At 66.1% G+C, this 23,371-nt stretch carries 22 protein-coding genes; 14 read left to right on the top strand and 8 right to left on the bottom strand.

The window, feature by feature from the left end:
• The first annotated feature begins 252 nt into the window (after positions 1 to 252).
• Genes AB4Z46_RS18135 through AB4Z46_RS18110 form a run of 6 tightly spaced genes read left to right on the top strand, consistent with a single transcriptional unit; the run spans position 253 to position 4,802 of the window.
• Positions 253 to 1,050, top strand: coding sequence for a transporter substrate-binding domain-containing protein (locus AB4Z46_RS18135; protein ID WP_442284913.1), 798 nt, complete (start codon positions 253 to 255; stop codon positions 1,048 to 1,050).
• A gap of 15 nt (positions 1,051 to 1,065) precedes the next feature.
• Positions 1,066 to 1,728 (top strand): amino acid ABC transporter permease, encoded by a 663-nt coding sequence (locus AB4Z46_RS18130; protein WP_442284912.1) that lies wholly within the window; start codon positions 1,066 to 1,068, stop codon positions 1,726 to 1,728.
• A gap of 7 nt (positions 1,729 to 1,735) precedes the next feature.
• On the top strand, positions 1,736 to 2,389 hold the full coding sequence (locus AB4Z46_RS18125; protein ID WP_442284911.1) for an amino acid ABC transporter permease: 654 nt from the start codon (positions 1,736 to 1,738) through the stop codon (positions 2,387 to 2,389).
• The gene (locus AB4Z46_RS18120; protein WP_442284910.1) at positions 2,373 to 3,167 is read left to right on the top strand and encodes an amino acid ABC transporter ATP-binding protein; all 795 of its coding nucleotides are present in this window, start codon (positions 2,373 to 2,375) and stop codon (positions 3,165 to 3,167) included. The genes AB4Z46_RS18125 and AB4Z46_RS18120 overlap by 17 nt, the downstream gene beginning before the upstream one ends.
• A 46-nt stretch (positions 3,168 to 3,213) precedes the next feature.
• A complete protein-coding gene (locus AB4Z46_RS18115) occupies positions 3,214 to 3,789 on the top strand; it encodes a DUF1439 domain-containing protein (RefSeq protein WP_442284909.1) in 576 nt (191 codons plus the stop codon).
• Positions 3,786 to 4,802 carry a glycerophosphodiester phosphodiesterase gene (locus AB4Z46_RS18110; protein WP_442284908.1) on the top strand — a complete coding sequence of 339 codons (1,017 nt, stop codon included), beginning with the start codon at positions 3,786 to 3,788 and terminating at the stop codon, positions 4,800 to 4,802. Before AB4Z46_RS18115 ends, AB4Z46_RS18110 begins: the two co-directional genes overlap by 4 nt.
• 23 nt (positions 4,803 to 4,825) lie before the next feature.
• Here the strand turns inward: AB4Z46_RS18110 and AB4Z46_RS18105 are convergent, their stop codons facing one another.
• A complete protein-coding gene (locus AB4Z46_RS18105) occupies positions 4,826 to 5,299 on the bottom strand; it encodes a Cd(II)/Pb(II)-responsive transcriptional regulator (protein WP_442284907.1) in 474 nt (157 codons plus the stop codon).
• A gap of 90 nt (positions 5,300 to 5,389) precedes the next feature.
• Here AB4Z46_RS18105 and AB4Z46_RS18100 point away from each other — a divergent pair, with 90 nt between their 5' ends.
• Complete coding sequence (locus AB4Z46_RS18100) at positions 5,390 to 6,403, top strand: P1 family peptidase (protein ID WP_442284906.1); 1,014 nt, start codon at positions 5,390 to 5,392, stop codon at positions 6,401 to 6,403.
• Here AB4Z46_RS18100 and AB4Z46_RS18095 read toward each other — a convergent pair.
• On the bottom strand, positions 6,373 to 6,651 hold the full coding sequence (locus AB4Z46_RS18095; protein WP_442284905.1) for a hypothetical protein: 279 nt from the start codon (positions 6,649 to 6,651) through the stop codon (positions 6,373 to 6,375). The genes AB4Z46_RS18100 and AB4Z46_RS18095 overlap by 31 nt on opposite strands.
• 202 nt (positions 6,652 to 6,853) lie before the next feature.
• Here AB4Z46_RS18095 and AB4Z46_RS18090 point away from each other — a divergent pair, with 202 nt between their 5' ends.
• Entirely contained in the window at positions 6,854 to 8,227 is a 1,374-nt protein-coding gene (locus AB4Z46_RS18090) for a TAXI family TRAP transporter solute-binding subunit (RefSeq protein ID WP_442284904.1), read from the top strand.
• 38 nt (positions 8,228 to 8,265) lie between these two features.
• On the opposite strand, the gene AB4Z46_RS18085 is transcribed toward AB4Z46_RS18090, so the two are convergent.
• The 6 genes from AB4Z46_RS18085 to ettA form a co-directional block, all read right to left on the bottom strand.
• Positions 8,266 to 9,684, bottom strand: a complete 1,419-nt coding sequence (locus AB4Z46_RS18085; RefSeq protein WP_442284903.1) for a CsgG/HfaB family protein — start codon at positions 9,682 to 9,684, stop codon at positions 8,266 to 8,268.
• A gap of 4 nt (positions 9,685 to 9,688) precedes the next feature.
• Positions 9,689 to 10,333: a hypothetical protein gene (locus AB4Z46_RS18080; protein ID WP_442284902.1), complete on the bottom strand. Its 645-nt coding sequence runs from the start codon at positions 10,331 to 10,333 to the stop codon at positions 9,689 to 9,691.
• Positions 10,334 to 10,377: 44 nt separating this feature from the next.
• The gene (locus AB4Z46_RS18075; protein WP_442284901.1) at positions 10,378 to 11,529 is read right to left on the bottom strand and encodes a hypothetical protein; all 1,152 of its coding nucleotides are present in this window, start codon (positions 11,527 to 11,529) and stop codon (positions 10,378 to 10,380) included.
• Entirely contained in the window at positions 11,520 to 12,605 is a 1,086-nt protein-coding gene (locus AB4Z46_RS18070) for a hypothetical protein (protein ID WP_442284900.1), read from the bottom strand. Before AB4Z46_RS18070 ends, AB4Z46_RS18075 begins: the two co-directional genes overlap by 10 nt.
• A gap of 185 nt (positions 12,606 to 12,790) precedes the next feature.
• On the bottom strand, positions 12,791 to 14,104 hold the full coding sequence (locus AB4Z46_RS18065) for a PQQ-dependent sugar dehydrogenase (protein WP_442284899.1): 1,314 nt from the start codon (positions 14,102 to 14,104) through the stop codon (positions 12,791 to 12,793).
• Positions 14,105 to 14,154: 50 nt separating this feature from the next.
• On the bottom strand, positions 14,155 to 15,816 hold the full coding sequence (gene ettA, locus AB4Z46_RS18060; RefSeq protein ID WP_442284898.1) for an energy-dependent translational throttle protein EttA: 1,662 nt from the start codon (positions 15,814 to 15,816) through the stop codon (positions 14,155 to 14,157).
• Positions 15,817 to 16,396: 580 nt separating this feature from the next.
• Here ettA and AB4Z46_RS18055 point away from each other — a divergent pair.
• The 6 genes from AB4Z46_RS18055 to AB4Z46_RS18030 all read left to right on the top strand — a co-directional run bounded on the left by AB4Z46_RS18055 (position 16,397) and on the right by AB4Z46_RS18030 (position 23,364).
• Positions 16,397 to 17,020, top strand: coding sequence for a tetratricopeptide repeat protein (locus AB4Z46_RS18055; RefSeq protein WP_442284897.1), 624 nt, complete (start codon positions 16,397 to 16,399; stop codon positions 17,018 to 17,020).
• Entirely contained in the window at positions 17,004 to 17,327 is a 324-nt protein-coding gene (locus AB4Z46_RS18050) for a hypothetical protein (protein WP_442284896.1), read from the top strand. The genes AB4Z46_RS18055 and AB4Z46_RS18050 overlap by 17 nt, the downstream gene beginning before the upstream one ends.
• Before the next feature lie 365 nt (positions 17,328 to 17,692).
• Positions 17,693 to 18,955 (top strand): HlyD family secretion protein, encoded by a 1,263-nt coding sequence (locus AB4Z46_RS18045; RefSeq protein ID WP_442284895.1) that lies wholly within the window; start codon positions 17,693 to 17,695, stop codon positions 18,953 to 18,955.
• 11 nt (positions 18,956 to 18,966) lie between these two features.
• The gene (locus AB4Z46_RS18040) at positions 18,967 to 19,383 is read left to right on the top strand and encodes a hypothetical protein (protein WP_442284894.1); all 417 of its coding nucleotides are present in this window, start codon (positions 18,967 to 18,969) and stop codon (positions 19,381 to 19,383) included.
• 43 nt (positions 19,384 to 19,426) lie between these two features.
• Positions 19,427 to 20,593, top strand: coding sequence for a JmjC domain-containing protein (locus AB4Z46_RS18035; RefSeq protein WP_442284893.1), 1,167 nt, complete (start codon positions 19,427 to 19,429; stop codon positions 20,591 to 20,593).
• Positions 20,594 to 21,291: 698 nt separating this feature from the next.
• Positions 21,292 to 23,364 (top strand): peptidase domain-containing ABC transporter, encoded by a 2,073-nt coding sequence (locus AB4Z46_RS18030; RefSeq protein WP_442284892.1) that lies wholly within the window; start codon positions 21,292 to 21,294, stop codon positions 23,362 to 23,364.
• Positions 23,365 to 23,371 lie beyond the last annotated feature (7 nt).

Genomic DNA, 23,371 nt, shown 5'->3' with positions numbered 1-23,371 from the left:
AACGGGCCGGACAGCGCGAAAATCGAGTTGCTAGTCATTGCTGCAAGTGCAATCAAGGTTCGGCCCGCCTCGTGCGGGCCTTTTTTTTGGGTCACCCGTCGGCGCTGGCGGACCGGCAGGCAAGCAGCGTCGAAACGCTGCGGGCGCAGCGCAAGGCACAGCTCTTGCATACCGGCTCCTCCAAAGGGGATGCAAGGCGGCCGCGGCCGTTCCTTCACCCGACCATCCATCGACCGACCCAGGAGCCCTGTCATGAAGCATTCCAAGCGCAGCCTCGCGCTCGCCCTCGCCCTCGCCGCGACCGCACTGCTCGCCACCGGCGTCTCGCACGCCCAGAGCGCGCTCGACCAGGTGATGAAGGCGAAGCTCATCAAGATCGCGGTGCCGACCGACTACCCGCCCTACGGCTCGGTCGACAGGACCATGACGCCGCAGGGCCTGGATGTCGAGATGGCGCAATTGATTGCGGGCAAGCTCGGCGTCAAGGTGGAGCTGGTGCCGGTGACCAGCGCCAACCGCATCCCCTACCTCCAGACCCGCAAGGCCGACCTGGTGATCTCCACGCTCGGCAAGAACGCGGAGCGAGAGAAAGTGATCGACTTCTCGGCCGCCTATGCGCCCTTCTTCCAGGCGGTCTACGCGGCCAAGAGCCTCAACGTCAAGAGCTTCGCCGACATGGGCGGCAAGACGGTCGCCGTGACGCGCGGCGCGATGGAGGACCAGGAGCTCGCCAAGGTCGCGCCGGCCAGCCTCGAATACAAGCGCTTCGAGGACAACAACGCCACCATCGCCGCCTTCGTGGCCGGCCAGACGCAGACCCTGGCCACCAGCGCCGCGGTCGCCGGCGACATGATGCAGAAGAATCCGCAGCTCGGCGCAGAGTACAAGCTGCTGCTCAAGGACAGTCCCTGCTTCATCGGCATCGCGAAGGGCGAGGAGCCCCTGAAGGCCAAGGTCAACGAGATCATCGCCAACGCCAAGAAGGACGGCACGCTCGACGCCATGGCCAAGAAATGGCTGGGCCGCCCGGCCGGCGACCTGCCGGTCTGACCGCGACGGCTTCCCATGGGCATCGAATTCGACTTCGGCGCCGTCCTCGGCCAATGGGCCCTGCTCGTCAGGGGCGTGCTGTGGACGCTGGGGCTCACGGCGATCGCGACCGTGATCGGCATGGGGGTGGGCGTGGGATGCGCCTGGGCCCGCGCCAGCGGCCCGACCTGGCTGCGCTGGGTGGTGGGCAGCTATGTGGAGCTGATCCGCAACACGCCCTTCATCGTGCAGCTGTTCTTCATCTTCTTCGGACTGCCGGCGGCCGGCTTCAAGCTGTCGCCCGAAGTGGCGTCGGTGATCGCGATGGTGCTGAACCTCGGCGCCTATGCCACGGAGATCGTCCGCGCCGGCATCGAGGCCACGCCGCGCGGCCAGATCGAAGCCGCCGTGAGCCTGGCGCTCGACAAGGTGCAGGTGTTCATGCGCGTGGTGCTGCCGCCGGCGATGAAGAAGGTCTGGCCCGCGATGGTGAGCCAGATCATCATCGTGATGCTGGGTTCGGCGGTCTGCAGCCAGATCTCGACCGAGGAACTGAGCTACGCCGCCAACCTGATCCAGAGCCGCAACTTCCGCGCCTTCGAGGCCTTCATCGTCGCCACGGTGATCTACCTGGCCTTGTCCGTGGGCGCGCGCCGCCTGCTCAACTGGGCCGGGCCAAAGTACTTCTTCGGACGGTGAGGCGCCCATGACCGACTTCTCGCTCTGGGACATCCTGCGCAACCTGCTGCTGGCGCTGCGCTGGACGGTGGCGCTGTCGCTGATCGCCTTCGTCGGCGGCGGCGTGGTCGGCGGCCTGCTGCTGTTCGCGCGGCTGTCGGGCGGGCCCGTCGTCGATCGGCTGATCGGCCTCTACGTGCAGGTGTTCCAGGGCACGCCGCTGCTGATGCAGCTGTTCCTGGCGTACTTCGGCATCGCGCTGTTCGGCATCGACGTCTCGGCCTGGACCGCGGCCTCGGTGGCGCTCACGCTCTACACCAGCGCCTTTCTCGCCGAGATCTGGCGTGGCTGCGTGGCCTCGATCCCGAAGGGCCAGTGGGAGGCCTCGGGCAGCCTGGCGCTGAGTTTCGGCGAGCAGATGCGCCACGTGATCCTGCCGCAGGCCAGCCGCATCGCGGTGGCGCCGACGGTCGGCTTCCTGGTCCAGGTGATCAAGGGCACGGCGCTGGCCTCGGTGATCGGCTTCATCGAGCTCACCAAGGCCGGCAGCATGATCTCCAACGCGACCTTCAAGCCCTTCGTGGTGTTCAGCTGCGTCGCCCTGCTCTATTTCGTGCTGTGCTTTCCCGTGAGCCTGTACGCCCGGAACCTCGAGAGGAGAATCAATGTCGCTCGTCGCTGAAGCCTCCGCAGCCGAAGCCGCACCCGCCGCCAGGGTGTCGGCCGCGCCCATCGTTCGCGTCACCGCGCTGCGCAAGTCCTACGGCAGCAACGAGGTGCTCAAGGGCATCGACCTCGAGGTCCGGCGCGGCGAGGTGATCGCCATCATCGGCAAGAGCGGCTCGGGCAAGAGCACGCTCCTGCGCTGCATCAACGGCCTCGAGGTGTTCCAGGAAGGTTCGCTCACGGTCGACGGCAAGCCGCTGCTGCACGAGAGCGCGATGGCCATGCGCGAGCTGCGCCAGCACGTCGGCATGATCTTCCAGAGCTTCAACCTGTTCCCGCACCTGACGGTCGGGCGCAACGTGATGCTGGCGCCGACGCTGGTCAAGAAGCGCAGCCGCATCGAGGCCGCCTCGCAGGCGCGCAAGCTGCTCGCCCGCGTCGGCCTGGCCGAGAAGTTCGACGCCATGCCGGACCAGCTCTCGGGCGGCCAGCAGCAGCGCGTGGCGATCGCCCGCGCGCTGGCGATGGAGCCCGCGGTGCTGCTGTGCGACGAGATCACTTCGGCGCTCGACCCCGAACTCGTGGGCGAGGTGCTTCGGGTGGTGGAATCGCTCGCGGTCGAAGGCATGACGCTCCTGATGGTCACGCACGAGATGGGTTTCGCCCGCAAGGTGAGCGACCGCGTGATCTTCATGCACCAGGGCCGGGTGCACGAGATGGGACCGCCGGCGGAGTTGTTCGGAAATCCGCGCACGCCCGAGCTGCAACAGTTTCTTTCATCGTTGCACGATTGAGGTTTCGCGGCCGGGAACCCGCGGCCTGTGGCAAGCTCCGAGCGGTATGCCACTTCGCTCGCACTTTTCCCGTCGACGGCTGCTGCGCGCCCTGCTGGGCGCCGCGGCCCTGCCCGCCCCGCTCGCCGCGCTGGCCGGCTTCAACTTCTTCACCAGCGAATACACCGCCAGCCGCGACGAACTGCAGGCGCAGGTCGCCAAGCGCTTCCCGGTGCAGCAGCGCTATGCCGAGATCTTCACGGTGGCGCTGCGCGATCCGCAGCTGTCGCTCGACGCCCGCAACAACCGGGCGGCGATCACCGCGGTGCTCTCGATCGCCAGCCCGCTGCTGCTTCCGCCCTCGGTGGAAGGCCTGGTCTCGGTGAGCAGCGCGCTCAAGTACGACGCCACCGCGCGCGCCGTGCGGCTCGACCGGCCGCAGGCCGACCGGATCGAGCTGCAGGGCCTGGGCGGCCGCGATGCCGAGCGGCTGCAGCAGATCGGCGCGATGGTCGCTCAGGAGCTGTTGCGCGACCAGCCGCTGCGCACCTTCAAGCCCGAAGAACTCACCGTCGGGCGCAAGACCTACGAGATCGGCGCCATCACGGTGCAGGACGACGGCATCACGGTGGAACTGAAATGACGCGCCGGGCCATGCGCGGTTGCGGCCGCTTCGCACCCTGGCTCGTTTCAGCGGCGCTGATGGCCGGCTGCGTCGCGCCCGCGCCCGCGCCCGCGCCCGTCAACCCACGGCAGATCGACCTGCAGGCGCACCGCGGCGGCCGCGCGCTGGCGCCCGAGAACACGCTGAGCGCGTTCTCCCACGCGATCGAGATCGGCGTCACCACGCTCGAACTCGACATCGGCCTGAGTGCCGACAACGTGGTGGTCATTTCGCACGACACCGTGCTGAACCCCGACCATACGCGCGACGCCCGCGGCGCCTTTCTCAAGGCCAAGGGACCGTCGATCCGCTCGATGACGCTGGCGCAGCTGCAGACCTACGACGTCGGCCGGATCGATCCCGCGAGCAGCTACGGCAAGCCCTTCCCCAAGCAGCTCTGGGCCGACGGCGAACGCATTCCGACGCTGGCCGCGCTGTTCGCGCGCGTCAACGAACTCGGCGCGACCGCGGTCCGCTTCAATATCGAGACCAAGCTGGACCCGGACCGCCCGGAAGAGACCGCATCCCCCGAACAGATGGTCCGCGCCCTGCTGGCCGAAATCGACAAGGCCGGCATGGCGCAGCGCGTGACGGTCCAGAGCTTCGACTGGCGCTCGCTGGCCCTCGTCGGCCGCGACGCGCCCGGGCTGCCGCGCGCCTATCTGACGAGCGCGCGGACGCTCAAGGACAGCCGCTGGACCGCGGGATTGAAGTTCGAGGATTTCGGTTCGGTGCCGAAGCTCGTGAAGGCCGCGGCCGGCGACGGCGGCGGCCCGGTGATCTGGTCGCCGGCGTACGGCGAGCTCACGCCGGCGCTGGTGCAGGAAGCCCATGCGCTCGGCCTGGCGGTGCTGCCCTGGACCGTGAACCAGCGCGTCGACATGACGAGGCTGCTGGACTGGGGTGTGGACGGAATCATCACGGACGACCCGGCGATCCTGCGCGACCTGCTCGGCGAGCGCGGCTTCCCGCTGCCGGCCAAACGACGCTGAGCTGCTGCGCCGACGGCGCGGTTTCAGACATGGCGCGCGGCGCGTGCACGCTGCGCGGGTGCCGCGGGCTGGCGATCGGCGCGCGCATGCAGCGTCTCGATGATGTGGCACTTGGCATCGGTGCCGTCGCAGCAGTCGCGCAGGGCGATCAGGTCCTTCTCGAGCGAGCGCAGTTCGCGCAGCCGTTCGCGCACATGGCCCAGGTGGGCATCGAGCGCGACGCAGGCCGCGTCGCAATCGGCCTTGCTGCGCAGGTCGAGCGCCAGCAGGGTGCGCACCTCGTCGAGCGACATGTCCATTGCGCGGCAGAGGCGAATGAAGCGCAGGCGGTGCACGTCGCCGTCGCTGTAGAAACGGTAGCTGTTGTCGCCCCGGCCGGGCGGGGCGATCAGCCCCTCCTTTTCGTAATAGCGGATGTTGGCCGCGGTCACGCCGCTGCGCGCCGCCGCATCGCCGATACGATAGGCGGGCGTTCCGGGGAAATTCGCAGTCGTCATCGGATGACCTTCAAGTGACTTCAGGGTTTGAATCATCGCAGCGGCGACCGGGATCGGCAAGCCGCGCAGCGCGCCCGATAATCGCAGCCGATGTCTGATCAATCCTCACCCGCGGCGCCAGGCGCCATCACCGACGTCGCCGGCATCGAAGTCGGCCACTACTCCGATCCTCGCCGGCCCACCGGCTGCACCGTCATCCTCGCGCGCGAAGGCGCGGTCGCGGGTGTGGACGTGCGTGGCGCGGCGCCCGGCACCCGCGAGACCGACCTGCTCGCGCCGGGCAACCTGGTCCAGCAGGTCCACGGCGTCATGCTCGCGGGCGGCAGCGGCTGGGGGCTGGCCGCGGCCGACGGCGCCATGCGCTGGCTGGAGGAGCGCGGCATCGGCCTCGACGTGCGCTTCGGCACCCTGCCGATCATTCCGGCCGCCGTGCTGTTCGACCTGCCGGTCGGCGATGCGCGCATCCGGCCCGATGCCGACGCCGGCTACGCCGCCTGCGAGGCGGCATCGCGGGCGGCGCCGGCCGAAGGCAATGTGGGCGCCGGCAGCGGCGCGCTGGTCGGCAAGCTGTTCGGCATCGACCGGGCCATGAAAGGCGGCATCGGCACCGCGTCGATCACCGTCAAGGGCGTCACGGTCGGTGCGCTGATCGCCTGCAATGCGCTCGGCGACGTGATCGATCCGGACACCGCGCAGGTCGTTGCGGGCGCGCGCACCGAGGACGGCAGCGCCCTGCTCGACACCCGCCGCGCGCTGCTGCGCGGCGTGCTGCCCAAGCCGCTGCTGGCCGGCACCAACACCACGCTGGGCGTGGTCGCGACCGACGCGGTGCTGACCAAGGTGCAGGCCAACCGGCTCGCCACCGTCGCCCACGACGGCCTGGCGCGCGCGATCAATCCGGTCCACACGATGAGCGACGGCGATACGCTGTTCGCGCTGGCCACCGGCCGCGTGCCGCTCGAGGGCGACGACGCGCCGGGCATGACGGTGCTCAGCACGATGGCAGCCGAAGTGGTGGCACTGGCGACCGTGCGCGCGGTGCGGGCCGCGCGCTCGCTGCGCATCGGCGAGAGCTACTTTCCCGCAGCCGTGGACTTGCCCTGAGCGCACTCGGCGGGAGACATAGTCCAAAGGGCCGCGGCCTGCACCGACACGACGCCGATCAGCAGCAGCGCGCCCAGCCCCGAATACAGCAGCAGCTTCACCGGCGAGATGAGCGTGAACAGGTCGCGCCCGGCGATCAGCAGCAGCACGGCGATCGCGAGCAAGGCCACGAGCAGCTTGCCCGCGAACAGCAGTCGGGTCTTGAGGTTCTTCATGGTCCGGCGAAACGAGGTCTTCAGTCCATGCATTGGGCGCGTGTGCAGCCCGGGCAACAATAACCTGGCGGATGGATTGACGCATCGCCAAAGCCTTGCTAGGCCCGTGGCCCTCGCATGTGCATGTGCATGTGCATGTGTCGCACGCGCTTTGTAACCAGCCCGGACCGGAAAGCACAGAAAATGCGCTGCCGCGCCCGCGGCGTTCACGAGCCCCGTTCCTACCTGCCGCCGCATGCCCCAAGCCATCCGCCTGTTCCTGCTCTCGATCCGCGACCTGATCGCCTCCGCCGGGCCCGTCATCTTCCTCGTCATCGCCCTGCTGGTCGCCGCCTACTGGTGGCTGCAGCCGCAGCCGCCCCAACGCGTGGTGCTCGCCACCGGGCCTGCGGGCAGCGCCTATGCCGGATTCGGCAAACGCTATGCGGAGGCGCTCAAGGCCAACGGCATCGAGGTCGAACTCAAGCCCACCGACGGCTCGCTCGACAACCTGGAACTGCTGCGCAGCGACGGGGCCGACGTCGCCTTCGTGCGCGGCGGCAGCGCCGACCCGGTGAAGGACGAGCAGGGTGGCCTGACCTCGCTCGGCAGTCTGTTCTTCGAGCCGCTGTGGTTCTTCTACCGCACCGATGCGGCGAAACGCATCGACCGCAAGACCGGCACGCTGACGTCGTTGACGCAGTTCAAGGACCTGCGCATCAACGTCGACAAGGCCGGCAGCGGCGTGCCCGACATCATGGACCGGATGTTCCGCGCCAACCACATGGACCCGGCCGCGCTGAACCTGTCGAATCTCGAGCAGACCCCCGCCACCGAGGCGCTGCAGGCCGGCCTGCTCGATGTCGTCGTGCTGGCCTCGGCACCGCAGTCGCCGCTGGTCCAGAAGCTCTTGCGCGCGCCCGACATCCAGCTGATGGACTTCGCCCAGAGCGACGCCTACTCGCGGCGCTTCGCCTTCCTGCAGCCCGTGACGCTGCCGCGCGGCGTGGTCGACCTGGCCGCCGACCTGCCCTCGCACGACGTCTCGCTGCTTGCCGCCACCACCTCGCTGCTGTCGCGCGAGGAGACCCATCCCGCGCTGCGCCAGCTGTTCGCGCAGACCGCCCAGACCCTGCACGGCGGTGCGGGCTGGTTCAACCGGGCGCGCGACTTCCCCAACACGCGCACCAGCGAACTGCCGGTGAGCCCGGAGGGCGACCGTGCGATCAACGGCACGCCGGCGTTCTGGCAGCGCTACCTGCCCTTCTGGGCCAGCAACCTGGTGGAGCGCATGTGGCTGGTGCTGGGCGGTTTGCTGGTGCTGATGCTGCCGCTGTCGCGCGTGGTGCCGCCGCTCTACCAGTTCCGGGTGCGGCGCCGCGTGTTCCGCTGGTACGCACGGCTGCGCGAGGTCGAGCACAAGCTCGACGCCCGCACCGGCGACGCCGACGCGTTGCTGAAGGAACTGGCCGAACTCGACCGCGTGGTCAACAAGGTCGCGGTGCCGCTCTCGTATGCCGACGAGCTCTATGCGCTGCGCAACAACATCCACACGGTCCGCAAGCGGGTGCTGGCGAGCGCGCCGGGCGACGCCCAACGCGGACGGCCCTTGGCCTCGGAAGCCGCCTGACCCTCGGGCGATGTCCCGAGGGCCGGCGACTCACCCACTCACCACTTGTCGTCGACGGCGGGCGCTTTCGCCGCGGCAGGCGCAGTCGCGGCCCGCGGCGCGGCCTGCTTCGGCTTGACCGTCGGCGCATCGGTCTGGGCCGAGCTGCCCGTCGCCGCGGCAACGCGTGCCGGCACCACCCCGCGCAACTGAAGCGCGCCGGGCTGCAGGCCTTCGAGATTCATCTGCACGCGCTCGAGACGGCCCTGCGCCATGCTGGGCGTCACGCGGTCGATCACGACTTCGCAGCAGTCGGACTCGACGCGACCGAGCGACTGGCTGGTCTGCGGGTCGAACATTTCCTTGCCCATGTGGACCAGCCGGTAGCGCGCACCTTCGCGCACGGCCTGGCCGCCCTGGCTGAGCACAACGGCATCGCCCTCGCGCGAGATCACGGTCACCGGGAAGGTGCGCGAGACGATGCCCGACACGATGCGGCTGGCGATGTCGTTCTGCATGCCCTCGCTCACCTGGGCCCCGTCGACGCCGGTGCCCAGCGTCGTGGCGGCCACGCTCGGCGCCTCGCCGCGCAGCGACTCGGACAGCATCACCTGGCGCGTCGCCACGTTCACCAGCTTCTGCGAGACGGCCCAGCCGCCCGAATAGCTCACCAGTTCGCGGTCGCTGGTCTGCAGCTTGCGCGCGTGGCGGTTGTAGGCGAAGGAACTGATCTTGCCGACCCACACCACGTCGGCGCTCATCGCCTGGCCCAGCTTGCCGAACTCGGCGCGCGGCGCCTGGCCCGACGAGATCAGGTCGAGCTCCTGTGCCACCTCGCCGCCCAGGTCGCGGTCGAGCACCGTGAATCGGCCGGTGTTGGTCAGTGCCGCGAGAATCTGCTGGCGCAGGTCCTCGGCCACCTTGTCGGCCGGCACGCTGCGTCCGCCGACCGCGAAAGAGTCGGTGTCGAAGCGCAGCGGCGCGATCACGATCTTCAGCTTCTTGCTGTCGGCCGCCGCCGGCGTGAACTTGGCCACCTCGGCGTCGATGTCGGCCTTGTAGAAGCCGCGGCTGTCCGGCCCGTCGAGCTGGTTGACCTTGAACCCCGTGATGGCGCCACCGGCGCTCTGCACGATGTGCTCGGCGAAGGCGTTGGCGCGCAGCGCTTCGGCATTCTTGCCGTGCGCCAGCGACAGCGTGACCTTGAGCTGCTCGGAGCTCAGGTCCACGGTCTGGCCGTTGGCCTGCTTGAGCGCCATGCGGATGGCTTCGTCGACGGCTTCGGCCGCGGACGCGCCGGCGCCCTTCGCGTTGACCGTGACGGTGCCGACCTTGCCCACATCGGGCATCGGCGCCACCGGCGCGGCCGGCGTTGCCGGCGGCGTGGCGGCCACGGGGGCTTCGGGCGGCTTGGCCTTGTCGCAGGCCGCCACCGAAAGAGCCACCAGCGCGGCCAGTGCGATCCGGGAGAGCTTCATGGGATCAGAACGCGCCCAGCGCCTTGGTGGCGTCGGCCGGCACCGGGATGTCGTGGCTCTTCGCATAGGCGGTCGAGACGCTCAGCGTGTCGTACACGTTCTTGACGTTGCCCGGGAAGCTCGTCACCACGTAGGCGCCCGCGTTCAGCTTGGTCATGGCCAGCATGGGCGATGCCTTGAGCGTGTTGCCGAATGCCGTGACGTGCGGACGCAGGCCGATGTACTTGATCACGCCGGTGCCGAGCGATGCGATGCCCGAGCTGTAGAGCGCCTGCGACTCGGCATCCATCTTGAGGTTGCCGTCCTTCAGGCGCTCGCTGATTTCCTTCGACGAGTCGCTCTGGATCTTGTCGGCATCCGACAGATTGCCCTTGGTGGCGCCGTCGCCGAGCGCGTCCGCGGTCGACTTGAGCTTGGCGGCCGATTCCTTCAGGCCGACGGCTTCGGCCATCTTCGACTGGGCCACCAGCACCTCCTTGTTGGCGGCGACATAGGCGCGCACCAGCTGGTCCTGCTGGGCGCCTTCGTTGCCCGCGGCCGCCGACGACGAACCGCCGCCGGTCAGGCCGCCGATCGAAGGCAGGGACAACTGGGCGAAGGCCGAGGACGAGACGAGGACGCAAGCAAGAGCGATGGCGTTGAATTTCATGACGTTCGAGAGAGAAAGAGAAAGAAAGGAGAAAGACCGGCGCATCAGCGCAGGCCGATGTTGGTGACCTGGCTCACGAGTTCGCGCGCGGCGCTGTCGGCCGCCTTCTTGAGGGCATTGCCGCGTGCTTCGGCTTCGGTCGGGCCGACGCCGGCGTACTGCACCGGGCCGACCGTCGACAGGTTTTCGGGGATGCCGCTGCTCAGGTCGAGAATCTTCCCGGTGACGGTCACGGCCACGCGCTTCAGGCCGGTGGCGGGATCGGTGTCGGCGAGGCCGACGTCGAGCGTGCCGAAGGCAAGGTACGGCACCTGGGCCGCCTGCAGGCCGCGCACGACGTCGCGCAGCGTGGCCGGGTCGAGGTCGTTGCCGCTCTTGTAGTCGTTCTCGACGTTCTTGATCTTCAGCAGGCCGTTGGTGTACGGTTCGACGAAGGCGGCTTCGAGCACCTTGAAGCCCGCCGAGGCGAAGACGCCCGTGAACACCGAGTTGAGGTTCGCGCTCGGGAAGATGCGCCAGGTCGATTCGCTGGACTTGCGCGTCGTGCTGCCGCCGGTCTCGATCGTGTCGGTGCGCTTGGCTTCGATCGAGGTCGAGCGCTTGACCGATGCATTGGTGCCGATCCGGCCATTGCCGATCGACTCGCCCTCGACCCCGCTGCGATCGTCGGAGCCCTTCGCGTCGATCTTCACGCCGCGATCGACGCGCTGGTAGACGCGGTCGTCGAAGCTCTTCTCCGAGTCGACCTGGCGCGAGACGAACAGGAAGGTCAGCTTCGACTTGTCGCCCTTCGCCACGGCCTGAGTGGCCGAGCCGGCCTTGACCGCATTGCGCAGCTGCGCCACGTTGATCGAGGTGCGCACGGTGACGGTGTAGACGTGCTTGTCGGTCTGGTCCTGTTCGTCCAGCACCGTCGTCTCGAGAATGAACTTGTCGAGATTGGCGGCCACGCGATCGCGGATCGCATCGAAGTTGGCCGACTCCGCCTGCCCCGCCTCGGCGTAGTAGAACTCGACCGCCTTGACCTGCGCCTCGCGCAAGGCCTTCTGCTTGTCGTCGGCCGAAGCCTTGCTGCCGAACACCGAACCCTGGTAGGTCACGGAGGCCTTGCCGCGCGCGTTGGCGACCTGCGCCTGCGCCGTGAAGGCGGCCGCGGCCATGAGCAGCATCAGGAAGACGTTGCGGATTACTTGCATAGATTGAGTACCTCTTTGGTGGCCGTGATTTGCTTGTCGATGTCCTTGTTCGCCGCGGCATCCCTGAGCCAGGGTTCGCCGCTGCCGGCCAGGACGTTCGAGAGTTTGGTGAACAGGCCGCGCAGGCTGTCGCTGTAGGCGGGGAAATCGTCCACGCTCTGCTGCGAGGCCGGAACCGTCTTGACCTCGCCGTTCTTGAATTCGGAATCGAGGTACACGCGGCCGGAGAGCGGCTGATGGATCTTCAGCTGCACCTTCGAGGCGTAGATGTAGCTCGTGCCCGCGGCGACCTTGGCATGCTCGAAGCGACCGAAGCGCGACACGTCGACCGCGATGGCGTAGTCGGGCTCCGGCAGCTTGAGTTCGTACACGGAACCGTCCGCGATGCGCATCGACATCACCTGGCCGATCGCATGGCCCTTCGCATAGGGAAGGATCGGCACGCCGGTGCGGCTCGAGATCGCTTCGCTCAGCATGTCCGCGACCCAGGTCTCCGCCACGCCCGGCTGGGCGGCGAGTGCGGCAGGCAGCGCCTTGCGCGCCTCGTCGCTCACCGTGGCCTGGGAGACCTGCAGGAAGCGCGGCACCTGGGTCGGCAGCGTGGCGCGGCCCAGCGCATCGGCGAAACGCGTGACGATCCCGGGCGTCGTGCCCGCACCGAGATAGAGCGTGCGGACGCGGCTGGCGAGCTCGTCCTCCGTGGGCGCATGGTCCAGCAGGTCCACATAGGCCACGCTGAACGGATAGGCACGCAGCACGGTCATCGTCTTGAAGTCGAAGAACATCGCCTGCGCGCGCAGCTGGACGAAGAGCTTGGAGTAGCCGCCGAACTGCTCGGTGGAGACCGTCTCGCCGCTCATCACCAGCGCCACCGTGATCGACTGGTCCCGCCCCTTGAGCTCGGCCAGGTTGACGGTGTCCAGCTCGAAGGCCCTGGGCGGCTGCGTCGCCACCGCCTGACGAATCAGGTCATTGACACCCGTCGCCCCGAGCGAGGCCGCGAAGCGCTGCGAATACGGAAAGCGGCTCGGGATGCTTTGCGCGTCGCCCGAGTACGCGAACCCTGCCAGGGACACAGTGACTGCGAATGCCGGACCGCCAACCCCCAAGATTCCCAGAAAAGCCAACACCAGGCTGCGGCAACGCCGCGCCATTCCCATCCCTGTCCCCATACCGACATCCGCCCGCACTAAAAAAGTGCGTCGATTTTACGTCATCAACTGTTACACCGAAAAACAACAACTTTCCATTTGGGTTGTGTTCACTGGCGCTCCAGCCGCAGCAGCTTGCCGCTGCTGCTGTCGGTCAGCAGGTAGAGCCAGCCATCGGGCCCCTGCCGCACGTCGCGGATGCGTTCGCCGCGGTCGGCCAGCAGCCGCTCGCGGGCGATCACGGCATTGCCGTCCAGCGTCAGCCGCCACAGCGCGGTACCCGCCAGCGCGCCGATGAAGAGATTGCCCTTCCAGTCCGGCAGCGCATCGGCGGTGTAGAAGGCCATGCCGCTCGGTGCAATCGACGACTTCGGCGTGCCCGGCGTCCAGGCCGAGCCGTCGATCTTTTCCCAGTAGGTGAGCGGCTGTTCGAGCCCGGCCTGGGCCGTGCCGACGCCGACCTGCGTGAGGGTGCCGTACTCCTGCCCATAGCTGATCACGGGCCAGCCGTAGTTTCGGCCGGCCAGGGTCAGGTTGAGCTCGTCGCCGCCTTGGGGGCCGTGCTCGCTGGTCCAGAGTTCGCCGGTCACGGGATGCAGCGCCGCCCCTTGCGGATTGCGGTGGCCATAGCTCCAGATGTGGGGCTGAGCACCGGCGGTGGCGGTGAAAGGGTTGCCCGGCGCGGCCGCGCCGTCGGTGGTGATGCGCACCACCTTGCCGTTGCCCCGCGAGAGGTCTTGCGCGAAGCCGCGCTGGGTGTCGAGCAGGCGCTCGCCCATCGTGACGAACAGATAGCCGTTGCGGTCGAACACCAGCCGGGAACCGAAATGCGCCGTGCTGTCGACCTTGGGCGACTGCCGGTAGATGACGGTCAGGTTGGCGAGTACGCGGTTGGCCGCATCGAGTTCGGCGCGGGCGACCGCGGTGCCGTTGAGGCTGGGGCTCGTGCCGTCGCGCTCGGAGAAACTGAAATAGACGCGGCGATTGCTCGCGAAGGCAGGGTCCACCGCAATGTCGAGCAGGCCGCCCTGCCCCACCGCGGCAACCGGCGGTACGCCGGCGACCTGGTCGGCACCGCCGTTGACCGGCGAACCGTCGGCATTGCGCAACCGCAGCTGGCCGCCGCGCTGGGTGATCAGCATCCGGCCATCGGGCAGGAAGGCGAGGCCCCATGGGGTGTCGAGACCGGTCGCCACCTCGGTGACCTTGACCGACATCGTCGACGCCACGGGCGGTGCAGGTACGGCAGGCGGCGTGGCGACGCTGCCGGCCGGCGGGGCCGGGGTCGGCGTCGCGATGGCGCTGACGCCGAAGGCGGCAACCGAGACGCTGGCGCCCCCACCGCCGCCCCCGCAACCGGCGGCGGCCAGGGCGGCCAGGGCGGCCAGGGCCATCGCAAGAAAGTACCGAGTCGCTGCTGCCATTGCATGCTCCTTCGGACGGGCGCCGCGACGCGCCCGGGTCTAACGCTTGCCTACTTCAGGGCCTTGAAGCGCATCCGGTGCGGCTTGGCACCTTCTTCGCCCAGGCGCTTCTTCTTGTCGGCTTCGTACTCCTGGTAGTTGCCGTTGAAGAAGGTCCACTGGCTGTCGCCTTCGGCCGCCAGGATGTGGGTCGCGATCCGGTCGAGGAACCAGCGGTCGTGGCTGATCACCAGCACCGAGCCGGCGAACTCGAGCAGCGCGTCTTCCAGCGCGCGCAGGGTTTCGACGTCGAGGTCGTTCGACGGTTCGTCGAGCATCAGCACGTTGCCGCCCGCGATCAGGGTCTTGGCCAGGTGCAGCCGCCCGCGCTCGCCGCCCGACAGCGTGCCGACCTTCTTCTGCTGGTCGGCGCCGTTGAAGTTGAAGCGCCCGGCGTAGGCCCGGCTGGCCATCTGGAACTTGCCGACGTTGATGATGTCGAGGCCGTTCGAGATGTCTTCCCAGACCGTCTTCTCGTTGCCGAGGGCGTCACGGTTCTGGTCGACGAAGGCCATCTTGACGGTCGAGCCGACCACCACCTCGCCGCTGTCGGGCTGCTCCTTGCCGGCGATCAGCTTGAACAGCGTCGACTTGCCGGCGCCGTTCGGGCCGATGATGCCGACGATCGCGCCCGCGGGCACCTCGAAGCTCAGGTTGTCGATCAGCAGGCGGTCGCCGAAGGACTTGCTGACGTTCTTGAACTCGAACACCTGGTTGCCCAGGCGCTCCGCGACCGGGATGAAGATTTCCTGCGTCTCGTTGCGGCGCTGGTATTCGAAGTCGCTCAGTTCCTCGAAGCGGGCCAGGCGAGACTTGCTCTTGGCCTGGCGCGCCTTGGGGTTCTGGCGCGACCATTCGAGTTCCTTCTTCAGGGCCTTGGCGTGGGCTTCCTCGCTCTTCTGTTCCTGCGCCAGGCGCTCGCCCTTCTGCTCGAGCCAGGTGCTGTAGTTGCCCTTCCAGGGAATGCCGCGGCCGCGGTCCAGTTCCAGGATCCACTCGGCGGCGTTGTCGAGGAAGTAGCGATCGTGGGTGATCGCCACCACGGTGCCCGGGAAGCGCTGCAGGAAGACTTCGAGCCACTCGACCGATTCGGCGTCCAGGTGGTTGGTCGGTTCGTCGAGCAGCAGCATGTCGGGCTTGCTCAGCAGCAGGCGGCACAGCGCGACGCGGCGCTTCTCGCCGCCCGACAGCACGCCGATGTTGGCGTCCCACGGCGGCAGGCGCAGCGCGTCGGCCGCGATCTCGAGCTGGTGCTCGGAGTCGGTGCCGGCGGTCGCGATGATGGCTTCGAGTTCGGCCTGCTCGGCCGCCAGGGCGTCGAAGTCGGCGTCTTCGGCGCCATAGGCCACGTAGACCTCTTCGAGGCGTGCCTTGGCCTTGTAGACCGCGCCCATCGCTTCCTCGACCGACTCGCGCACCGTGTGGTCGGGGTTCAGCTTGGGTTCCTGCTCGAGGTAGCCGATCGTGAGACCGGGCATCGGCAGCGCCTCGCCCTCGATCTCCTTGTCGATGCCGGCCATGATCTTGAGCAGCGACGACTTGCCCGAGCCGTTCAGGCCCAGCACGCCGATCTTGGCGCCGGGGAAGAACGACAGCGAAATGTCCTTCAAGATCTGCCGTTTGGGCGGCACGGTCTTGCTGACCTTGTTCATGGTGTAGACGTACTGGGCCATGTCTATTTCTACTCGGTGATGGGCTGCTGGAAAAGGGGAAACCGGCCTCGACCCGGCGCGCAAGTCCGGTTCGGAAATCGGGTGAGTCACCTCACCCGTGCGCTGGATCGAAGGGAGTTTCGGCGTGACAGGCGCTCGCTGCTGCTGCGCGCTGGCGCGATATGCCTGCCGAGTTTAACTCAGGGCCTCATTTGGGGCTGGTAACGGCGGCTTCAACAACGCCGCCAGTCATTTTCATCGGCTCGGCAGCCGACGCTTCTCGCGCGGCACCAGAAACATCGGCTGCCGCCTTGAAACTCTTCCTGCAGACACGGGATGCGGGGCTCCCTAGAGTGGGGCTCTCCAGCCGCCTGGGCAGCCGGCATCTCGCGGGGATCGTCCAAGCGCTGGGGCGCGATCGGAGCATCGTGTCAACGATGCACGGCGATCAGATGTCCGCCAGGCCCCTGTCGCTGGTCGTGCAGCAGATCTCGGAGGCCGGTTGCTGAATGCACCCGCCGCCGTTCGCACCGCATCACAGCCAGGCAGCGCCAACCAGCGTCGACCCAGCCAGCTCTTCCACTTCACTCAGGTCGGACTCATGAAGACTTCTTCCTCACTCATTCTTGCTTGCGCCTTGGCCGCCGGTTGCGTGGCCTACGCGCCGCCCACACCCGCACAGATGGCCGCGACGCTGGCGCGACAGGGCCATGTGCTGATCGAGCAGGCCAAGCCGGACGAAGGCAGCAAGCTCCTCGAGAAGGCCCTTGCGCTCGACCCGGACAACGCGAGCGCGCATTTCGACCGCGGACAGCTGATGCTCAACGCCGGAGAGACGACTGCCGCCCTGGCTGCCTTCGACAAGGGCGTGGCGCTGGCACCCGATCACCCGCGCTATCTGGGCGCGCGATGCGTAGGCCGCGTCATCGCCGGCCAGGTCAATGCCGGACTCGCGGACTGCAGCAAGGCGCTGGCGCAAGGCGATCAGCGCGGCCATGGCCTGATCGCACGGGGCCAGGCCAGGCTGGCGCTCGGCCTCGACGCCGAAGCCTTGGCCGACTTCGACGCCGTGCTGCTGCAGCAGCCGAATCACATGCGTGCCCTCTATGGCCGCGGCGTCGCCAGGCTACGGCTGGGCGACAGCGCCGGGGAGATGGACAAGACGGAAGCCTTGAAGCGGCTTCCGGGCGCGGGACGGGACTACCAGCTTGCGCAACTCTCCTGACCACGAACCCGACACGCCTCTGCCCTGGCCACTGCCGACGGAAGAGCGACGCCCGAGGTGGTGGCGGCGGCTCGCGCCTGAGATCGAGCTGGGTTTCTGGTACTCGTTCTGGTTTCTGCTGACGCTGGCGGGCCAAGGGCTGTCGGCCTACGTGGTCCTCGGCATGCAGTTTTCATTCGACGTTGCAGGCATGTATCTCGCGCAGCGCTGGCCGAAACTGTGGCTGCTCTTCTACCCTGCGGCTCTCCTGGTCGCGACGACCGACACCGCCCGCCGGCGCCGTGCGCGCCGCCGATCACCCCGTTGAGCCGCGCACGCAGCGCCGTGCCCACATCGCGATCCGAATAGAGTAGACCGACACCTCCTTCTGGCAATACCGACAAGGCAAGGGTTTAAGGCATCGTGGCGCGCGGCTTGGCTTTTTTTCGACCCACGTCCTGTGGGCGACTGCCCATCGTCGCGCTCGAGACTTTCAGAAATTTCCCAGCAACATTCTCCGAGCTTCTTTCGACGCGCCAGATCGATCCTGCAGGCGCAGCACGCGAACCTCTCTAGAGTGAGTTCCGCTACTCAAACCTCCCAAACCATGGCAGGGAACATGAGGTCAAGACATTCTTCGCTGCTGAGCGCCAGCCAACCGCTGACGCGGCTTCCGATTTTGGCGGTGGGCCAATGAGCCTGTTCCGTACCGAAGCGCTGAAGTCAGAGACCGGGGCTCTGCACGGCCCCATCATGCTCGCGCGGCCATGGCCAAGCTGGGCGTTCGCTCTGGCGGGCGCGCTGATCGCACTGTTCATTTGCGGCTATCTCGTGAGCGGCAGCTATACCAAGCGAGCCACTGCTGCGGGGCTCCTAGTGCCCACGCAAGGTGCTATACGCATCCTTGCCACGGCGCCCGGCGTGGTGGCCCGAAGACACGTCGAAGAGGGCCAGCACGTGCGCCGGGGTGAAGTGCTGTTCGTACTCGCCGACGAGCGACGAGCCGCCGACCGGCCAGGGCACGCACGGCTTTCAGATGTACAAGCCGAATCGCTGGCGCAGCGCCACGCCAGCTTGCTCCGCGCCGTGGAGTCGGCAAAGCTCCTGCGCGAGCAGACGAAACAAGGCCTGCGCGGCAGACTGGAAGCATTGCTGGAGCAACGCCGACGCAGCCAGCAGGAGATCGACTTGCATGCGCGTCGCGTCGTGGTGGCGGAAAGGATGCTCGATCGCCATCGGGTTCTCGAGCGCGAGCGCTTCATCTCGGAAGTCGCGCTGCAGGACAAAGAGGACCAGCTCGAAATGCTGCGGGCGCAACTGATCTCGGCGCAGCGTCTACAGGCTGAATTGACGAACAGCATCGTCTCGGCGCAAAGCGAGTTGAGCCAGACCTCCACACGCACCGACAACCAGATCGGCGAACTGGAACGCGGCCTCGCCGCGCTGGATCAGGAAGCTGCCGAAGCACACACCCGTGATCGGCTCGCCGTCACCGCGCCCCTCGACGGCATCGTCACCGCCATTACGGCGCAGGTCGGCCAACCCGCGGGCGGCCAAGCACTCGCCACGCTGCTGCCCGAAGGCGCCGAACTGGTTGCCCAAATCTTCGCCCCTTCGCGTGCGGTGGGGTTCGTCGAGCCGGGCCAGCCGGTGCGCATTCGCTACCAAGCCTATCCCTATCAAAAGTTCGGCCAATACACCGGGACGGTCACCGAGGTCTCGCGCAGCCCGCTGCAACCCAGCGACTTCACCGCCATGCCACCGGTCGCATTGCCCCATCAGGAGGGCGTGTATCGAGTGACGGTGCGACTGGATTCGCAAAGCGTCGTCGCATATGGCAGGTCGGTACCGCTGATGCCGGGCATGGCGCTCGAAGCGGATATCGAGCAGGAACGCCGGCGCCTGATCGAGTGGGTGCTGGAGCCGTTGATCGGATTGCGGAAGTACGTCTTCTAGATGGAATGGCAATGCAGAAACACCTCATCGCGCTCTTTTTCGTGCTCACCGGTTCTGCGTTCGGAAATGATTCATCTGCGCCTGCCGCCTCAGAAGACATCCGAATTCTCGAACGATCCGAGCATTACCTCAGAGGCTTGATCGGTTTTGCCGGCCACGTGTCCGCCGGCGAGCTTGCTTTCGAACGGCTGCTGCAGGCGCCGGACGCGGAAGCGATCTTCCTTCAAATCGTGAAGTCAACGCCCGCGACGGGCGCAGCCAAGGTTTATGCCGCCTGCGTATTGAGCCAACTCGGCGGCGGCCGGCTTCCCGAAGTCGTCCAACTTCTGCAACGCGAGGACCGCTACGTCTCGACGATGAACGGCGACGTGCTCACCAAAAGGCGGATGTCGGAATTCATTGAGCAGATTTCCAGAGTCGTTTGCTGAGAGACGACAGGCCGATCTCACTTCAACCAGGGAGCTTCAAGGAATGATCGATCTTGGCATATCGAGCGAGCAGTTTCTCAAGGATTACTACGAGACACAATTCCTGTTACGCAAGGGTGCATTGGCCTGCCCGTCCGTAACATGGAAAGACATCAACACCGCCCTGTTCGCCTGGGATCCCCACGACGGATTGCTTCAGCTCTTCAAGGACGGGATCATCCCCGCTGAGCGCTACACAGAGACATTCATAGATCTCACGAGGCAACGCTCGAAGATCGTCAAGGACATCTTCTACGAGTTGCTGCGCGATGGCGCGACCCTAGTACTGAACCGCTTGGAAGCGAAGTCAGAAGCGGTTCACGATCTCACCATGGAAATCGCCCGATTCGTCGGCGAAAGAGCAGTCGCCAACGGCTATGCCGCATTCGGCGGCGTGGGCATCTTCGCCAAACACTGGGATACCCATGACGTTTTCGCCGTGCAGCTTATCGGCCGCAAGCACTGGCGTGTCTTCGCTMCCACATTTCCTCTTCCATTGCCTCATCAGAAGAGCAAGGAGCACCTCCACGAATGTCCTCGGGAGCCTCTGTTCGATGGATATCTGGAAGCCGGCGACGTTCTCTACATTCCCCGCGGCTGGTGGCACCAGGCGATTCCGCTGGAGGGCGAAGAGACATTCCACATTGCCGTCGGCGTGCACCCGATGCGGTTCACGGACTACATCGCGTGGTCCTGCTTCAAGACGCTGCCCTCCGTCATTGATCTGCGCAGATCACTTAAGGCCGAGACCAACGACGTTGCCAGCCTTGAGCGGGCCGCAAAGGCGGTGCAGGAACTCTTGCACACGGAGTCGTTCCTCGATGCCTTCAAACAGGAAGTCATTGCCGGCGAGCGGGTGGTTTCAAGGTTTTGCATCGAAACGTTTGGCCGACCGGGAGCAACCAGATCACGTAGCCAGTTCAGATTGAACTCGGCCTACAGGACCACACGGCTGTCCACAAAAATCAGCGTCAACGGCCACGCAATCTCGGTGGACGAAGCGAGCCGTAAACACATGACCGCCCTTTTTTCGCAGGCAAGTACATCCACCGCTGAATCGTCGCCGTGCCCGACACATTGCGGCAAGGCACAAACACTAATGGAGGAACTCGTGGCACGAGACGTCGCCTCTCTTATTCCCAGTTTTTTGCCTCCGACTGATTCGAAATGACCCGAAGACGAAAAGATCCGAATTCCAATAACCCATACATCCACAGCCCCATCTCGCAAGTCATCCATCCAAACAAAAAGGGAGGCACTAGAGAATACACCAACTCACCCAAAATCAACCATTCAATTCATCTAAATATTCAAGGGGAAATGAAATGAGAGAATTAACAATTTCGGATATGGAATTGGTCGGCGGAGCAGCAAACTGGGGTCAAGTCGGGGCGGGCATTACCAGTGTAGGTTTGGCAGTGGCGATCGCCGCGACCCCTGTTGGGTGGGTTGGCGCCGCAGGGGCCGGGTTGGCTGCGTACATAGGTGGCCTCATGATTGGCGATGGGTTTGCAAACAACGGTATTTTCGAAAGCGATCAAGGCTAATCAAATCAACATCTCAATTATGAGCGAAATTTCAAAAATGCTGATCGCAATTGGCATATTCATCGTTTCGGTCGTCATCATACTCAACAAATTGAAGATAGCAACCTCGGAAAATCAAATAGGAAAAATCAGTCCAATATTCACAATCGCCATAATTTTTAGCATCGCATCCGGAATAATTAGCTACTTAATAAGCTAATCATCACAAGCAAGACGCAGTCTTGCTTGTTTCCTTATATTGAGGCATGGATCCAGTATCTCGCATCATTTGATCGATATTTGAAAACGCAATCGCCCTGCGCCCCTCCCTCCACCAGCTCGCATGCCCACATACCTTCAAACAACCTCGACGGAATGCGGGCTGGCCTGTCTAGGTTATGTCGCCGCCCACCACGGCCGGGCTTTCGAAATGAGCGAGTTGCGAGCCCGGTTCGCCATTTCCATGCGCGGTTCGAGCCTCGCGGATCTCATTGCGTTGTCGAGAGCGATCGGCCTGCAAGCGCGGCCACTGCGCCTGGACTTGAATGAACTGTCCCAGCTTGCCCTCCCCTGCGTCCTTCACTGGGACATGAGCCATTTCGTCGTTCTGACTCGATGCGCGCGCGGCAAGTTGACAATTCACGACCCCTCCTCAGGCGAGCGTCGCATGACGCTCGCCGAGGCCAGTCCTCATTTCACCGGCGTGGCCCTCGAACTCACGCCCGCGCCCGAGTTCGAGCGCATCGCACCCAAGGCCCCCATCGGATGGCGGCAACTGGTGGGCCCGCTTCATGGCCTCCGCCGCAGCCTGGGCCAGCTCTTCATCCTGGCCGCCAGCCTCCAGGTCGTGTTGCTCGTTGCGCCGTTGTTCACGCAGTGGATCGTCGACGGCGCCGTCGTCTCGGGCGATGTCGAATTGCTGTGGCTGCTGGTCATCGGCTTCGGGCTCACCACCCTGATCAAGGTGGCGCTGGAAGCGGCCCGCGGCTGGCTCGGCATCGTCGCCTCGGTGCAGTTCGGCGTGCAATGGGCAGCGCGGATCATGGGTCATCTGCTGCGCCTGCCCGCGCAATGGTTCGAAGTGAGGCATGCCGGCGACGTGGTGTCGCGCTTCCAGTCGATGCAGAGCATCCAGCAGGCCGTCACTGGCAAGCTGGTCGAAATCCTGCTCGACGGCCTTTTCGCGCTGGTGACACTGCTGGTCATGCTTCTGTATAGCGTGAAGCTGGCTTCCGTGGTGGTCGCCGCGGTGCTGCTTTACGCGGCGATCCGTGTCCTGCCGCACGGCGCCTTCCATCGCGCGAATGACGAAGTGCTGACGCATGACGCCAAGGCACAAACGCAGTTTCTCGAGAGCCTGCGCGCCATCCAGACGATCAAGATCGCGGGCCTCGAAGAACAGCGCGTCGCGCGCTGGCTGAACCTGGTCGTGCAGGCCACCAACCGCCGAACCAGCACGCAAAGAATGACCCTGGCCTTCGGCGCAGGCTACAGCCTGGTCTTCGGGATGGAGAGCATCGCGGTGCTGGGCATCGGCGCGGCCATGGCCATCGGCGGAACGCTCACGGTGGGCATGCTGATGGCGTTCATTTCGTACAAGGACGAGTTCTCCTCGCGAATGCAGCGCTTCATCGACAACCTGATGGCCGTCAGGATGCTGCGGCTGCACGTCGAGCGTCTTTCGGACATCGTGCTCGCCGAGCCGGAGCGTTTGGAGGGCTCCATCGCCCGGTTGGAGACGGTGGAAGGCGCGCGGATCGTTCTCCACGACGTCAGCTTCCGCTACGGGAGCGGAACGCCCTGGGTGCTGCGGCACGTCAACATCGAGATCCGCCCAGGCGAGCATGTCGCCATCGTCGGCGCGACCGGTTGCGGCAAGACCACGCTTGTGAAGATCGTCCTCGGGCTGCTGGAACCGACTGAAGGAGCAGTCCGTGTCAACGGCGTGCCGCTCGGTCAGCTTGGCGTGGGCAATTGGCGACGGCAGGTCGGCGCAGTGATGCAGGACGACCAGCTCTTCTCGGCCAGTCTCCAGGACAACATCGCCAGTTTCGATGAATCGATCGACCTGAAGCGCATAGAGGCCGCCGCCAGGCTTGCCGCGATCCATGCGGAGGTGCTGGCCATGCCAATGGGTTATCACACGCTGATCGGAGACATGGGCAGCAGCCTGTCCGGCGGCCAGAAGCAGCGCATCCTGCTGGCGCGGGCGTTGTACCGACAGCCCCGCGTCCTGTTGCTCGACGAGGCGACGAGCCATCTCGATGTGCACAAGGAAAAGGAGGTCATCGAGGCAATTGGCAAGCTTCAAATCACGCGCATCGCGATCGCGCACCGCCCCGAAACGATCGCGATGGCCGGACGCGTGATCGAGCTTGCTCCCGCCGCGATCGCCCCGCACAACGGCCCCGAATGAGGCCCAA

The organism is Variovorax sp. M-6 (genome assembly GCF_052114385.1).
Classification (GTDB): Bacteria; Pseudomonadota; Gammaproteobacteria; order Burkholderiales; family Burkholderiaceae_C; genus Variovorax.
Note: the sequence above shows the minus strand (reverse complement) of the source record. Positions and strands in the feature narration are given on the sequence as shown.

What these genes read in the sequence shown, in the direction of transcription:
- AB4Z46_RS18135 (WP_442284913.1), top strand. Translation starts at nt 253, where the DNA reads ATGAAGCATTCCAAGCGCAGCCTCGCGCTCGCCCTCGCCCTCGCCGCG.
- AB4Z46_RS18130 (WP_442284912.1), top strand. Translation starts at nt 1,066, where the DNA reads ATGGGCATCGAATTCGACTTCGGCGCCGTCCTCGGCCAATGGGCCCTG.
- AB4Z46_RS18125 (WP_442284911.1), top strand. Translation starts at nt 1,736, where the DNA reads ATGACCGACTTCTCGCTCTGGGACATCCTGCGCAACCTGCTGCTGGCG.
- AB4Z46_RS18120 (WP_442284910.1), top strand. Translation starts at nt 2,373, where the DNA reads ATGTCGCTCGTCGCTGAAGCCTCCGCAGCCGAAGCCGCACCCGCCGCC.
- AB4Z46_RS18115 (WP_442284909.1), top strand. Translation starts at nt 3,214, where the DNA reads ATGCCACTTCGCTCGCACTTTTCCCGTCGACGGCTGCTGCGCGCCCTG.
- AB4Z46_RS18110 (WP_442284908.1), top strand. Translation starts at nt 3,786, where the DNA reads ATGACGCGCCGGGCCATGCGCGGTTGCGGCCGCTTCGCACCCTGGCTC.
- AB4Z46_RS18105 (WP_442284907.1), bottom strand. Translation starts at nt 5,299, where the DNA reads ATGACGACTGCGAATTTCCCCGGAACGCCCGCCTATCGTATCGGCGAT.
- AB4Z46_RS18100 (WP_442284906.1), top strand. Translation starts at nt 5,390, where the DNA reads ATGTCTGATCAATCCTCACCCGCGGCGCCAGGCGCCATCACCGACGTC.
- AB4Z46_RS18095 (WP_442284905.1), bottom strand. Translation starts at nt 6,651, where the DNA reads ATGCATGGACTGAAGACCTCGTTTCGCCGGACCATGAAGAACCTCAAG.
- AB4Z46_RS18090 (WP_442284904.1), top strand. Translation starts at nt 6,854, where the DNA reads ATGCCCCAAGCCATCCGCCTGTTCCTGCTCTCGATCCGCGACCTGATC.
- AB4Z46_RS18085 (WP_442284903.1), bottom strand. Translation starts at nt 9,684, where the DNA reads ATGAAGCTCTCCCGGATCGCACTGGCCGCGCTGGTGGCTCTTTCGGTG.
- AB4Z46_RS18080 (WP_442284902.1), bottom strand. Translation starts at nt 10,333, where the DNA reads ATGAAATTCAACGCCATCGCTCTTGCTTGCGTCCTCGTCTCGTCCTCG.
- AB4Z46_RS18075 (WP_442284901.1), bottom strand. Translation starts at nt 11,529, where the DNA reads ATGCAAGTAATCCGCAACGTCTTCCTGATGCTGCTCATGGCCGCGGCC.
- AB4Z46_RS18065 (WP_442284899.1), bottom strand. Translation starts at nt 14,104, where the DNA reads ATGGCAGCAGCGACTCGGTACTTTCTTGCGATGGCCCTGGCCGCCCTG.
- ettA (WP_442284898.1), bottom strand. Translation starts at nt 15,816, where the DNA reads ATGGCCCAGTACGTCTACACCATGAACAAGGTCAGCAAGACCGTGCCG.
- AB4Z46_RS18055 (WP_442284897.1), top strand. Translation starts at nt 16,397, where the DNA reads ATGAAGACTTCTTCCTCACTCATTCTTGCTTGCGCCTTGGCCGCCGGT.
- AB4Z46_RS18045 (WP_442284895.1), top strand. Translation starts at nt 17,693, where the DNA reads ATGAGCCTGTTCCGTACCGAAGCGCTGAAGTCAGAGACCGGGGCTCTG.
- AB4Z46_RS18040 (WP_442284894.1), top strand. Translation starts at nt 18,967, where the DNA reads ATGCAGAAACACCTCATCGCGCTCTTTTTCGTGCTCACCGGTTCTGCG.
- AB4Z46_RS18030 (WP_442284892.1), top strand. Translation starts at nt 21,292, where the DNA reads ATGCCCACATACCTTCAAACAACCTCGACGGAATGCGGGCTGGCCTGT.